This is a genomic window from Spongiibacter sp. (assembly GCF_041602295.1).
GTDB lineage: Bacteria > Pseudomonadota > Gammaproteobacteria > Pseudomonadales > Spongiibacteraceae > Spongiibacter.
The window spans coordinates 37,781-50,730 of record NZ_JBFIGO010000004.1 but is presented as its reverse complement, the minus strand read 5'-3'; the positions used below and the strand labels follow the sequence as shown (position 1 = coordinate 50,730).

The window sequence follows — 12,950 nt, the reverse complement described above, 5'->3', positions numbered from 1 at the left end:
TGAAGGCCCCGTTTTTCTTTGTGTTGAAAGATATGTGCGAAAGCGGGATTTACGGGGTGTAACATGTCTACTCAGAGTCGTGACAAAAAATATAAGCGCATTCTCCTTAAACTGAGCGGTGAGGCCCTGATGGGGCAGCTCGGTTTTGGTATCGACCCCAAAGTGCTCGATCGCATGGCCTTGGAAGTCGGGCAGCTGGTGGGTATTGGTGTGCAGGTTGGACTGGTTGTCGGTGGTGGTAACCTGTTTCGCGGTGCGGCCCTGCAGACCGCTGGCCTGGATCGAGTTACCGGCGACCATATGGGTATGTTGGCGACGCTGATGAATGCCTTGGCGATGCGTGATGCCTTGGAGCGCAGTAATATCAAGTCCTCTGTGATGTCGGCGATTCCGATGAGCGGTGTGGTTGATCACTACGATCGTCGCAAGGCGATTCGCGCGCTGAGTCGCGGCGAGGTGGTGATTTTTGCCGCAGGCACGGGCAACCCATTCTTTACCACCGATTCGGCGGCCTGCCTGCGCGGGATCGAAGTGGATGCCGACCTCGTGCTGAAGGCGACGAAGGTCGACGGGGTTTACAGTGCAGACCCGATGATCGACCCCGAGGCGCAGAAGTACGATCATCTGAGTTACGATGAGGTGCTGGACAAGAAGTTGGCGGTGATGGACTTGACGGCTATTTGTCTGTGCCGCGATCACAATATGCCATTGCGGGTATTCGCCATGGAGCAACAGGGTGCCCTGTTGAATATTGTCGTTGGCGGTAACGAGGGAACTTTGGTGTCGGCGGGCTGAGGCCGCGACGTCAATCGAGGAGAGTGAAACAGTGATAAACGAACTCAAACAAGATGCTCAAGAGCGCATGGCGAGGACCATTGAGGCCTTGGGCTCGAATTTCAACAAGATCCGCACCGGTCGTGCTCACCCTAGTCTGCTCGACAATATTCGCGTGTCTTACTACGGCTCGGAAACGCCGCTCAGCCAGCTGGCTAATATTGGTGTTGAGGATGCTCGCACGCTAACGGTCACCCCTTGGGAAAAAAATGTGGTGCCCGATGTTGAAAAGGCCATCATGAAGTCGGATTTAGGGCTTAATCCCAGCACTGCGGGTGCGGTGATACGCATTCCTATGCCAGCCCTGACAGAGGAAACTCGCAAGGGTTATATCAAGCAGGCTCGCCAAGAGGCGGAAAGCGCTCGTATTTCGATTCGCAATGCTCGTCGCGATGTGCTGGCTGATGTCAAAGAGCTGCTCAAAGAAAAAGAAATCAGTGAAGATGAAGAGCGTCGCGCCCAAGACGATGTGCAGAAAATTACTGATAAATACATCGCTGAGGTCGACAAGGCTCTGGCGGCTAAAGAAAACGATCTGATGGAAATCTGATCGGCTAAGAAGCGGTTTTCATGGCAGTTGATAATGGCCAGTGCGCCTCAGAACGCCCCGTCGCCCCACGTCACGTTGCCATTATTATGGATGGCAACAACCGTTGGGCAAAAAAACGTGGGCTTAAAGCCGCCGGCGGCCACCGCGCCGGCGTAGAAGTGATTCGTGGCTTGCTAGCCAGTAGTCGTAAACGCGGTGTGGAAGTCATCACCCTGTTCGCGTTTTCCAGCGAGAATTGGCAGCGCCCCAGCCTGGAAGTACAGGCGCTTATGCGGTTGTTTTCCAGTTATCTGGAAAGCGAGACCCGCAAGTTGCATGAGGATGGCGTGCGGATGCGCTTTATTGGCGAGCGCGATCGCTTTTCTGCCAGTTTGCGCAAGCAGATGGATTACAGTGAGCAGCTCACTCGTTTCAATCGCGATACTACCTTGGTGATTGCCGTGGATTACGGTGGCCAGTGGGACATCGTTAGTGCCACCCGACAGCTCGCGAAGCGCGTTGAGGCGGGAGAATTGCGCGCCGATGACATCGATATTAGTCTGTTTGATCAGTACACCGCGCTGGCCGACCTGCCTAAGCCTGATTTGTGTATTCGCACTGCCGGCGAGCAGCGCATTAGTAATTTTATGCTGTGGCAGTTGGCTTACAGTGAGTTCTATTTCTGTGATTGCTTGTGGCCCGATTTTGACGAGCTGGAAATGGGGCGGGCGCTGGATGCCTTTGCGAGTCGCGAGCGTCGCTATGGCGGCCGCAATAATGATAATGACAACGGCGAATAAAAACCGGAGATTTACCTTTTATGCTTAAACAGCGGATTATTACCGCCGTGTTGATTGTTGCCGCACTGTTTGTGGCAATGGCCTATTTGTCTGCCAGTCAGCTCGCCTTGTTATTTGCCGCGATTGTTCTGCTCGCGGCCTGGGAATGGGCGGATCTCAGCGACTTGTCAGCAGTGCCCGCTCGTCTTGGCTATGTCGCGCTGATTGCGGTGTTGATCGCCGCCTCCTATTGGCACCTTGGTGCAGTAGGCGAGTGGTCGCCGCTGCGTTTGCGTGAGTTGCTGGTTGCCGCCTGTGTTTGGTGGGCTGTGGCGTTGTTGTGGGTGAAGGCTTATCCGCAGAGTGCCGGGCTGTGGGGGGCGCGGCCGCTGAGAGTGATCATGGGGGTGTTGGTGTTGTTGCCGACCTGGTGGTCGCTGAGTTACTTGCGCAGTCTCGATGGTGGCGTGTGGTTGATCGTGATGTTGCTCGCCCTAGTTGCGGCGGCCGATGTTGGCGCTTATTTCTGTGGTCGCCGTTTCGGCAAGGCTAAATTGGCGCCCGCCGTCAGTCCGGGTAAGTCCTGGGCCGGATTTTGGGGGGGCTTGGTGTGCAGCGTCGTGCTGATGGCGGGGCTGTGGTTTAGTTGGCCTGGCGGTATGCCGGTGAGCTTGCCGGTGATGCTGTTGTTGGCGGCCATTACTGTACTGGCATCGGTGCTGGGCGATTTGCTGGAGAGTATGGTTAAGCGTCATCGCGGTGTTAAGGATAGCGGCCAACTCCTGCCCGGGCACGGCGGCATTATGGATCGGGTTGACAGTCTGACGGCGGCGTCGCCGGTGTTTACTCTGGGCCTGATGTCGGTGGGTTGGTAGGCATGGAACGGGTTACGGTTCTGGGGTCCACGGGCTCGATCGGAGTGAGTACGCTGGATGTGCTGTCGCGGCATCCGGCTGATTTTGAAGTCTATGCGTTAACCGCTAATACCAGTGTCGATGCGCTGTTCGATCAGGCCCTCGTTCACCGCCCCCGCTATTTAGTCTTGCGTGATGCCGCTAGTGCCGAGTTGTTGCAAGCGAAACTGCGCGCGGCCGGCAGTGAGTCGCAGGTGCTTAGTGGCGAGCAGGGGCTTTGCCAGGTTGCCGCCGAGGCCGATACGGTAATGGCGGCGATCGTCGGTGCAGCCGGTCTGTTGCCTACCCTGGCCGCTGTGCGAGCTGGCGGCAAGGTGCTGCTGGCCAACAAAGAGTCGTTGGTAATGGCCGGTCGATTATTTATGGACGCGGTGGACGCCCACGGTGCTACCTTGTTGCCCATCGATAGCGAACACAATGCCATTTTTCAGTGTATGCCGGGGGTGCATCGCGATGGCCTGGACGCCCAAGGCGTGCGACGTATTTTGCTGACCGGCTCCGGCGGTCCATTCCGGCAGCGGCCACTGGATACTTTTGCCTCGGTGACCCCTGATGAGGCCTGTGCCCACCCGAATTGGGAGATGGGGCGAAAAATTTCGGTAGACTCCGCGACCATGATGAATAAGGGCTTGGAGTTGATTGAGGCGTGTTGGTTGTTTCACTGCCCGCCATCGCGTATTGATGTCGTGGTCCACCCTCAGAGTGTGATCCATTCGATGGTGGAGTATGTCGACGGCTCGGTATTGGCCCAGATGGGGCAGCCTGATATGCGCACCCCCATTGCTCACGCACTGGCCTGGCCCCGCCGAATGAATTCGGGGGTGGCGAGTCTCGACTTGATACTGCAGGCGCGATTGGACTTCGAGGCGCCAGATGAGCAGCGTTTCCCCTGTTTGCGCTTGGCTCGGGAGGCGGCTGAGGCCGGCGGGATTGCCAGTGCGAGTCTCAATGCGGCCAATGAGGTGGCGGTTGATGCTTTTTTGAATCGGCAGCTGTCTTTTGCGGCCATTCCCCGACTTTTAGAGCGAGTCATCGAGAACGTTGAGAATGTTGAACCGCAGTCACTGGCTGATGTCCAAGCTGCGGATGCGCTGGCGCGGGAGCGTGCCCAGTCGCTGATCGGTGAATTTGGATCCTGAGGGAATACAGGTGTTGGATCTTTTACAGACCGTAGTGATTACTGTCGTGACCTTGGCCGTGTTGGTTGCCGTTCACGAATTTGGCCATTTTTGGGTGGCGCGGCGCTGTGGTGTGAAAGTGCTGCGTTTTTCGGTGGGTTTCGGCAAGCCGCTGCTTCGCTGGCAGGATGCCCAGGGCACTGAGTATGTTGTTGCCGGCATTCCCTTGGGCGGCTATGTGAAAATGCTCGACGAGCGCGAGGGCGAGGTGCCTGACGAGCAGTTGCATATGGCCTTCAATCGCGCAACACCAGCGCGGCGTATAGCGATTGCGGCGGCTGGACCCGCAGCTAACTTTCTACTGGCGATCTTTGCTTACTGGTTGGTGTTTCTCAATGGCGTCAGCGGCGTGGCGCCGATTATTGCTGAGGTGTTGCCAGGCTCTCTGGCCGAGCGGGCTGGCTTGGAGCGCGGCCAAGAAATCGTTGCTGTTGATGGCGTCGATACGGCTACCTGGGAGACGCTGCAGATGCAACTGTTGGAGCGTATCGGTGAGAGTGGTGAGTTGACTATTACCGTTAAAACGCCCAACTCGGCACTGGAATACCAAAACAGTGTCTATATCGATCGCTGGATGCAGGACGTCGATGAGCCAAAGCCTTTAGATGAGCTGGGCGTGAGTCTGTTTGTGCCGGAATTGTTGCCGGAGATTGGTGAGTTGGTGTCGGGCGGCGCGGCCGCGCGCGCAGGTTTGCAAGTCGGTGATGTGATCGTGGCGGTTAATGGCGAGTCGTTGCCGGACTGGCATAGCTGGGTGCGTATGGTACGCGCCAGTCCCGGTCAGCCCATGGCTCTTGAGTTGCTGCGCAATGGCGTGACAATGCGCTTGACGATGACACCTGAGCGCAAGTTAGAAGATTCCGGCACGGCAGTGGGTTTTGCTGGTGTTGGCGTGGCACTGCCGGAGTGGCCGGAGAGCATGCGCCGAGAGGTATAATACGGGCCAGTTGCGGCACTGCTTGCAGCTGCCGACAAAACTTGGCGAATGAGCCTGTTTACGCTTGAATCGATAAAAAAAATGATCACCGGTTTACTGTCACCGAAAAACTTGAGTGGTCCGATAACCATTGCTAAAGTGGCCGGCTCCTCTGCGCAGTATGGGTTTTTTGCCTGGCTGAGTTTTTTGGGCTTGCTGAGCATCAGTTTGGCGGTATTGAACTTGCTCCCGATTCCGATTTTGGATGGTGGCCATATCGTTTACGCCTCGATTGAAGGACTTATCGGCAGGCCGGTGACGGAACAAGTGCAGGCATGGGCCAATCAGTTGGGGCTGGCGCTGGTGGTTTGTGTCATGTTTTTTGCTTTATACAACGACGTATTGCGCCTCTGATTTTGGGCTTCGCGATATATTTTACCCAGTGCTCTGTCCGTCTTTTAGTGGGATAGGGCCCTAGCCGTGGTTGCTGGTTTTTGATGAAACGCTTTTTTCTTTACGCAGTATTTATTTGTTTGGCGAGCCCGCTGGCCTTGGCCCAGACCCGAATCAATGATATTCGGATTGAGGGATTGCAGCGCATCTCCGCCGAAACGGTGTTTTCGGCGCTGCCGCTGAATGTGGGTGACGTGCTTAGTCAGCAGGCCGTTGCGAAGTCTGCGAGGGCGCTGTTTGCCACGGGAAACTTTGATGATATTCAAATAGGTATCGATGAGGATGTGCTTGTTGTGCAGGTGGTTGAGAGACCTGCCATTAGCAAAATCAATCTCGAGGGTAATAAAGCGCTGGCGAGCGAGGCTCTGCTCGACGGTTTAAAAGGGGCCGGGCTTGCGGAAGGGCAGGTATTTAAGCGCGCGACCCTAGAAAATATGCGCATGGAGCTAACTCGGCAGTATGTGTCGCAGGGGCGCTATGATGCGAGTATCGAAACAGACGTTGTGGCCGAGCCACGCAATCGAGTGTCGATATCTATTAATATCGATGAGGGAAGTACCGCCTCTATCAAGCATATCAACATCGTTGGCAATAGCGTCTATGACGATGAGACCTTGCTGGACGAGTTTGAGCTGAAACCCAGCGGCTTTTTCTCCTTTTTTAGCAGTAGCGATAAATATGCCCGTGAAAAGCTTAAGGGTGACCTGGAAAAGCTTAATTCCTACTATTTAGACCGCGGTTATCTGCGCTTTAATACCGACTCGATTCAGGTGTCAATTAGCCCGGATCGCAAGTCCGTGTACTTGACGATTAATGTCAGCGAGGGCGAGAAGTACACGGTGAGTGGCGCGGAATTGTCCGGTGACTTAGTGCTGCCGGAAGAGGATCTTAAGCGCTTTGTCCTCGTTCGCGAAGGCCAGGTGTTTTCTCAGGCGCTGGTGACCAGTACTGAAGAGTTTTTGGTTAAGCGCCTGGGTAACGAAGGCTACAATTTTGCTAAGGTGCGCGGTATCCCTGAAGTGAATGATGAGGATAACACCGTTGCCTTAAAGTTCTTCGTTGATCCTGGTAAGCGCACCTATGTGCGCCGCATTAGTTTTGAAGGTAATGCCCGGACCTCTGACGAGGTGCTGCGTCGCGAGATGCGCCAGATGGAAGCGGCACCGGCTTCGGCAAATAAAATTGAGATGTCGCGAGTGCGCTTGGAGCGGCTGGGTTACTTTAAAGAGGCTAAGGTCGAGACTCTCGAGGTCCCCGGTAGCGACGACCTGATCGATCTGACCTATTCCGTGGAAGAGCAGAGTTCGGGAAGCCTTGGCGCCAGTGTGGGTTTCTCTCAGGACAGCGGCCTGTTGCTCAGTGCGAATATTCAGCAAAATAACTTTTTGGGCACCGGCAAACAGGTTGGTTTTGGGTTGTCGCGCAGTGATTTCCAGAGCAGCGCCAGCTTTAACTACCTGGACCCCTATTTTACCGAGGATGGTGTAAGTCGCGGTTTCTCAGTTTTTTACCGCGCTACAGACTTTGAAGAGGTCAATGTTGCCAGTTACACCACGGATACGTATGGCACCAGTGTTAACTTCGGTTACCCCATTTCTGAAACAGAACGCTTGGGCTTCGAGTTTGGCTACAGCTTGACTTCGATCGAAGCCGGTGTTCGTGCAGTAAAAGAGATTAAGACCAGTCCCCGTATTTTCGATGCGGTTGACCATTACTTTGTCAGTACTACTGACCCGAATACCGGCCGCTATACCGTCGCTGAAGTGCTCGAAGATATCGCTAATTTGCCGGATAGCGCTTTGACCAATAGTGAAGAGCCAGGTTTCCTTGACGAATTTGGCGACGAGTTTGGCAATTTCACGGCCGGGATCTCCTGGCGTCAGTCGACATTGAACCGTGGCTTGCTGGCAACCCGAGGCGCTTCGCAATCGTTGTCGCTGGAGGCGTCGATCCCGGGCTCTGATCTTGAATATTACCGCCTGACCTACAACGGCCAGCTGTATGTGCCGCTCAGCAGCAGTTTTACACTGCGCTTCAAAACGGAGCTGGGCTACGGTGACGGCTATGGCAACCTCGATAAGCTGCCATTCTATGAGCACTTCTATGCCGGTGGCTTTAGCTCGGTGCGAGGTTTCCGTAGTAATACCTTGGGGCCACGCAGCTCGCCGGCGGATATTTATCGCATTAGTCAGGCGGCGACAGCGATTGACGAAGATGGCAATGCCACGGCACTGTCGGCGCAGGCGGCCTACGTACTGGATCCGGCTACCGGTTTGTTGGTGGTCGATACGGCCGACTCCTTGGGTGATGAGGCCGACCCCTTCGGCGGCAATGTGTTAATGGAAGGCAGTATTGAATTATTGTTCCCGCTGCCTTTTGTCAAGGATCAGCGGTCGGTGCGCAGTGGCTTGTTTATTGATGCCGGTAACGTGTTTAGCACAAGCTGTAGTTCAACGCAGATCAACTGTTCTTCGCCAAATATCGATGAACTGCGTTACTCGGCGGGTTTCGGGGTTACCTGGATTACTGGATTTGGCCCGCTGACCTTCAGTCTGGGGCGCGCCCTGAATGATGTGAAAATCGACGAAACCGAGATATTCCAGTTCTCACTCGGTCGCACTTTTTAATCCACTTAGAATAATGTTTGGGAGTTTTACATGAAGCTGTTTAAATTTGCGGTACTGATGCTGGCCATGGCCTGGGGTTCTGTTGCCTTGGCACAAGGCCGCATAGCGGTATTTGATTTGGAGGCTGCGGTACTGAATACCGATGTTGCCAAGCAACGCTTGAATGCGCTGCGTAATCAAAAAGAATTTAAGAACAACCTTTCAGAGCTTGAGACCGTGCGTAAGGATTACGAAAAGCTGGTGGAAAAACTCCAGAAAGATATTGAAATCCTCAGCGCTGAACAGCGCCAATTGGCCAAGAACAAAATTGACTCCAAGCGCGCAGACGGTGAGCACTTGGCGCGTAAAATTGAAGCGGCTCAGCAGCAAGAAGTGCAGACCATCATGAAAGAGATTGGTCCGAAGCTGCAAAAGTTGTTGCCCGAAATTATTAAAGAAGAAAATATTGGTCTGTTGTTGCCTGCTAAGGCGGTGATGCACGCAGATGCCGGATATAACATTACTGCTAAAGTCGCCGATAAACTTAACCAGGCGAAGTAATGGCTGTGCAGAAATCACTGCGTCTCGCCGAGGTCGCCGGGCTTCTGAACTTGCCGCTGCATGGCGACGGCGACAAGTGGCTACAAGGGCTTGCCGCGCTGGACAGTGCGGGCCCGCAACAGCTGAGTTTTTTGGCTAATGTTAAGTACCGCAGCCAGTTAAACAGCAGCGCGGCCGGAGCGGTAATTTTGCATCCGTCTATGGTAGACGATGCGCTGGCCGCCAAGCCAGACCGCGCGCTGATCGTCGCTGATGATCCCTACCTTGCCTACGCCCGTGCCAGTGCCTTGTTTGATCCTGTGGAAAAACCGCGGGCGGGCGTACACCCCAGTGCTGTATTGGAGTCGGATAATGTGCACCCCAGTGCAAGTATCGGCGCCAATTGCGTTATTGAGGTGGGCGCAGAGGTGGGTGAGGGCAGTGTGATTGCCGCGGGCACTGTGATTGGCCGCGACAGTCGTATTGGCAAGCACTGTTTGATTCACGCCAATGTCAGTATTTATCACGGCGTTAGTATTGGCGATCACTGCGTGGTCCACTCGGGCGTAGTGATTGGCGGAGATGGTTTCGGTTTTGCCCCTTCGTCAGTGGGCTGGGTAAAAATTCACCAGCTGGGCGGTGTGCGGATTGGGAGTCGTGTAGAGATTGGCGCTAACTCCTGTATTGATCGCGGTGCTCTGAATGACACCGTGATCGGTGACGGAGTGATCATGGACGACTTTACCATGATTGCACACAACGTCGAAGTGGGCGACGGGACCGCGATGGCGGCTTGCTCGCAGGTGGCGGGCAGCGCGGTCATAGGAAAAAACTGCACCCTCGCGGGGAATATTGGCGTTGTCGGCCACATCCATATTGCTGACGGAGTCCATCTGACTGCGCGTAGTCTCGTGACTAAGTCTATTGATAAGGCGGGTTCTTATTCCAGTGGCGGTAGTCCATTGATGGAGTCGAACCGATGGCGAAAAAATACCGCTCGCCTGGCGAAGCTTGACGAGTTGTATCGCCGGGTTCAGGCGATGGAAAAACAATTACGAACACTGCACGAGGACGAAAATTGAGCACAGTTATGGACATTAATGAGGTTAAGGAATATTTGCCTCATCGCTATCCGTTTTTGCTGGTAGATAAAGTCGTTGAGTTGACACTCGGCGAGTCAATTGTTGCCGTGAAAAACGTCACTGGCAATGAAAATCACTTCAACGGTCATTTCCCTGGGCTGCCGATTATGCCCGGAGTATTAATTATTGAGGCGATGGCTCAGGCGGCGGGTATTCTCGGTTTTAAAACTCTGGATAAGAAGCCTTCAGACGGCTCGATTTACATGTTTGCCGGTGTTGATAATGCCCGGTTTAAAAAACAGGTCGTGCCCGGCGATCAGCTGATTTTGAAAGCGCAATATGTGTCGGATCGCAAAGGCCTCTGGAAATTTGATTGCCAAGCTTACGTTGACGATGTGTTGGCGTGTTCTGCGACTATTTTGTGTATTGACCGGAAAAAGTGATGGCAGGTCATATTGATGCCAGTGCGGATATCGATCCGCGCGCAATTATCGATCCTACTGCGGTGATTGCTGCCAACGTAAAAATTGGCCCCTGGACGGTCGTTGGTCCCGGCGTCGAATTGGGTGAAGGCTGCGATGTGCGCTCTCATGTGGTTCTCAAGGGGCCCACTCGGATCGGCAAGAACAACACCATATACCAGTTTTCGACAGTGGGGGAAGATACCCCTGATCTGAAATACAAGGGTGAACCCACTGAATTGATCGTCGGCGATAATAATATTATTCGCGAAGGCGTGACGATTCACCGCGGTACTGTACAGGACTTGGGTAAAACCGTTATTGGCAGCAATAACTTGCTTATGGCCTATGCCCACGTCGGTCACGATTCAATTATCGGTGATCACTGTATTCTAGTGAATAATGCCTCGCTGGCGGGGCACGTGGTTGTTGGTGACTGGGCTATTCTTAGTGGCTATTCACTGGTCCACCAATTTTGCGCAATTGGCAAGCATAGCTTCTCTGGCTTCGGCTGCCATATCAGTAAGGATGTGCCGGCCTATGTGACCGTTAGTGGCAGCCCGGCAGAAGCGAAGACAATTAATGTTGAAGGGCTTAAGCGACGTGGTTTCAGCAGTGAGGCTATTGCTGCGATTCGCCGCGCGTATAAAATTATTTATCGTCAGGGCCTGACGGTAGAGGAAGCCTTGAATGCCTTAGAACCGCTGATTGCGGATCACCCTGAGGTGCAGTGTTTAGCCGACTCCCTGAAACAATCACAGCGCGGCATCGTTCGTTAAACGCCGCCAATTCTGAGGCCGGTAACCCCGGTAAAGACTGCGATATGGCTTCTTTGAAAATCGGCTTAATCGCCGGAGAGGCGTCGGGAGATATTCTCGGTGCCGGCCTGATTCAGGCGATCCGTCAGCATTTTCCCGATGCAGAGTTTGAGGGCATTGGTGGCCCACTAATGATCTCGGAGGGTTTCCATAGCATATGTGATATGGATCGCCTTTCCGTAATGGGGCTTACCGAACCCTTAAAACGGCTGCCGGAGCTGTTGCGTATCCGCCGACATCTTAAGCGTCATTTTCTGAATTGGCAGCCCGATGTTGTGGTGGGTATTGACTCTCCCGACTTTACGCTGAATGTTGAGCGCAGCCTGCGCGAGCGTGGCGTGCGCACTGTGCACTACGTGAGTCCGTCGGTCTGGGCATGGCGGCAGGGACGCATTAAAACTATCGCCAAGGCGGTGGACCACATGTTGACCTTATTCCCCTTCGAAGAGGATTTTTATCGTCAGCACGGCGTTCCGGTGACGTGCGTGGGTCATCCTCTCGCCGATCAAATTCCGCTCGAAGATCAGCGTGAGCAGGCTCGTGAGTCGCTCGATATTGGTGCAGGCCACCCGGTAGTGGCATTGTTGCCGGGCAGTCGGGCCGGAGAGGTGTCGCAGTTAATAGGGGTGTTTTTAGATACGGCGCAATGGCTGCGTCGGGCCTTGCCAAACATCGAATTTGTGATCCCTGCTGCCAACGCCGATCGACGTCGACAGATCCTGGATGCGATTGCCAGTCAGACTGCCGATCTGCCTGTGCGGGTAGTGTTGGGCGAGTCGCGCACGGTCATGTCCGCTGCTGATGCGGTGGTAATGGCATCAGGTACAACCAGCCTTGAAGCCTTGCTGTTGCAGCGACCGATGGTGGTCTGTTATCGCTTTAGTAAGTTGAGCTATGCGCTGTTGTCGCGTTTGATAAAAACACCGTTCTTTTCGCTGCCTAATTTGTTGGCGCAGCGATCGCTAGTGCCAGAGCTACTGCAGGATGAGGTGTCTGCGGAGGTGATTGGGCCACTCATTCTCGAGCAACTCAGTAATGCGAATCACCGGGAATCCCTGCTGGCGGAGTTTCGGGCGATTCATGTAGATCTGGCCCGCAAGGCTAGCGAGCAGGCGGCAACTCGGGTATTGGCGGCGGCGGGTGTCGGTTTGGAGGGCGTTGGAGATGCCTGACACCGCTGATCTATTTCGGGCTGATGAATATCCGCGTTTGACTGCCGGTGTCGATGAGGTTGGGCGCGGCCCGCTGTGTGGTGATGTCGTTGCGGCAGCCGTGGTGTTAGACCCTGAGCGGCCGATTGCCGGTTTGAATGATTCGAAGAAACTCAGTGAGAAGCGCAGAGAGGCGCTGTTTGACGAGATTTGTCAACGGGCCTTGAGTTTCTGTGTGGCGCGCGCCAGTGTCGAAGAGATCGATCGCCTCAATATACTGCAGGCGAGTATGCTGGCAATGAAGCGGGCGGTAGAAGGCCTGACTCATGGTGGCGAGGTGCTGGAGCCAGAGTTAGTGCTGGTGGATGGCAATAGGCTGCCACGCTGGCGTTATCGCGCTGAAGCGGTGGTCAAGGGCGATAGCAAGGTGGCGGCCATTGCCGCTGCGTCGATTTTGGCAAAAGTGGTGCGCGACCGCGAAATGTGTGTACTGGATGCAAAGTATCCGGGTTACGGTTTAGCGGGTCATAAGGGCTACCCCACCAAGGTGCATATGGAAGCGCTGCAGCGCTTGGGTGTCACACCTATTCATCGACGCAGTTACGCGCCGGTGAAAGCCTTGCTGGCGGATTCCTGACAAGCGAAAAATAGCGCGGCCGGCGTAACATGTTGCCGGTCAGAATAAGTAA

14 protein-coding genes are annotated in these 12,950 nt (G+C 54.5%); all 14 read left to right on the top strand.

Features of this window, described 5'->3' with window-relative positions; translation table 11 throughout:
* Nucleotides 1-63: 63 nt before the first annotated feature.
* Nucleotides 64-795, top strand: a complete 732-nt coding sequence (gene pyrH, locus ABYM29_RS01535; RefSeq protein WP_372861237.1) for a UMP kinase — start codon at nucleotides 64-66, stop codon at nucleotides 793-795.
* 31 nt (nucleotides 796-826) lie between these two features.
* On the top strand, nucleotides 827-1,384 hold the full coding sequence (gene frr / locus ABYM29_RS01530) for a ribosome recycling factor (protein ID WP_372861234.1): 558 nt from the start codon (nucleotides 827-829) through the stop codon (nucleotides 1,382-1,384).
* Between the two features lie 20 nt (nucleotides 1,385-1,404).
* Nucleotides 1,405-2,163 carry a polyprenyl diphosphate synthase gene (gene uppS / locus ABYM29_RS01525; protein WP_372861232.1) on the top strand — a complete coding sequence of 253 codons (759 nt, stop codon included), beginning with the start codon at nucleotides 1,405-1,407 and terminating at the stop codon, nucleotides 2,161-2,163.
* A gap of 20 nt (nucleotides 2,164-2,183) precedes the next feature.
* Entirely contained in the window at nucleotides 2,184-3,017 is an 834-nt protein-coding gene (locus ABYM29_RS01520; RefSeq protein WP_372861229.1) for a phosphatidate cytidylyltransferase, read from the top strand.
* Nucleotides 3,018-3,019: 2 nt separating this feature from the next.
* Nucleotides 3,020-4,195: a 1-deoxy-D-xylulose-5-phosphate reductoisomerase gene (gene ispC, locus ABYM29_RS01515; protein ID WP_372861227.1), complete on the top strand. Its 1,176-nt coding sequence runs from the start codon at nucleotides 3,020-3,022 to the stop codon at nucleotides 4,193-4,195.
* Nucleotides 4,196-4,205: 10 nt separating this feature from the next.
* Nucleotides 4,206-5,171, top strand: coding sequence for an RIP metalloprotease RseP (gene rseP, locus ABYM29_RS01510; protein ID WP_372861225.1), 966 nt, complete (start codon nucleotides 4,206-4,208; stop codon nucleotides 5,169-5,171).
* 18 nt (nucleotides 5,172-5,189) lie between these two features.
* Nucleotides 5,190-5,564 carry a site-2 protease family protein gene (locus ABYM29_RS01505; RefSeq protein ID WP_372861318.1) on the top strand — a complete coding sequence of 125 codons (375 nt, stop codon included), beginning with the start codon at nucleotides 5,190-5,192 and terminating at the stop codon, nucleotides 5,562-5,564.
* An 83-nt stretch (nucleotides 5,565-5,647) separates the two neighbouring features.
* Nucleotides 5,648-8,230 (top strand): outer membrane protein assembly factor BamA, encoded by a 2,583-nt coding sequence (gene bamA, locus ABYM29_RS01500; protein ID WP_372861222.1) that lies wholly within the window; start codon nucleotides 5,648-5,650, stop codon nucleotides 8,228-8,230.
* A 30-nt stretch (nucleotides 8,231-8,260) separates the two neighbouring features.
* Nucleotides 8,261-8,770 carry an OmpH family outer membrane protein gene (locus tag ABYM29_RS01495; RefSeq protein ID WP_372861219.1) on the top strand — a complete coding sequence of 170 codons (510 nt, stop codon included), beginning with the start codon at nucleotides 8,261-8,263 and terminating at the stop codon, nucleotides 8,768-8,770.
* Nucleotides 8,770-9,831, top strand: a complete 1,062-nt coding sequence (gene lpxD, locus ABYM29_RS01490; protein ID WP_372861216.1) for a UDP-3-O-(3-hydroxymyristoyl)glucosamine N-acyltransferase — start codon at nucleotides 8,770-8,772, stop codon at nucleotides 9,829-9,831. The genes ABYM29_RS01495 and lpxD overlap by 1 nt, the downstream gene beginning before the upstream one ends.
* Nucleotides 9,832-9,839: 8 nt before the next feature.
* Nucleotides 9,840-10,274 (top strand): 3-hydroxyacyl-ACP dehydratase FabZ, encoded by a 435-nt coding sequence (gene fabZ, locus ABYM29_RS01485; protein ID WP_372861213.1) that lies wholly within the window; start codon nucleotides 9,840-9,842, stop codon nucleotides 10,272-10,274.
* The gene (gene lpxA / locus ABYM29_RS01480) at nucleotides 10,274-11,071 is read left to right on the top strand and encodes an acyl-ACP--UDP-N-acetylglucosamine O-acyltransferase (RefSeq protein WP_372861211.1); all 798 of its coding nucleotides are present in this window, start codon (nucleotides 10,274-10,276) and stop codon (nucleotides 11,069-11,071) included. The genes fabZ and lpxA overlap by 1 nt, the downstream gene beginning before the upstream one ends.
* Nucleotides 11,072-11,115: 44 nt before the next feature.
* Nucleotides 11,116-12,282, top strand: coding sequence for a lipid-A-disaccharide synthase (gene lpxB / locus ABYM29_RS01475; RefSeq protein ID WP_372861209.1), 1,167 nt, complete (start codon nucleotides 11,116-11,118; stop codon nucleotides 12,280-12,282).
* On the top strand, nucleotides 12,275-12,898 hold the full coding sequence (gene rnhB / locus ABYM29_RS01470) for a ribonuclease HII (RefSeq protein WP_372861207.1): 624 nt from the start codon (nucleotides 12,275-12,277) through the stop codon (nucleotides 12,896-12,898). Before lpxB ends, rnhB begins: the two co-directional genes overlap by 8 nt.
* Nucleotides 12,899-12,950: the final 52 nt, after the last annotated feature.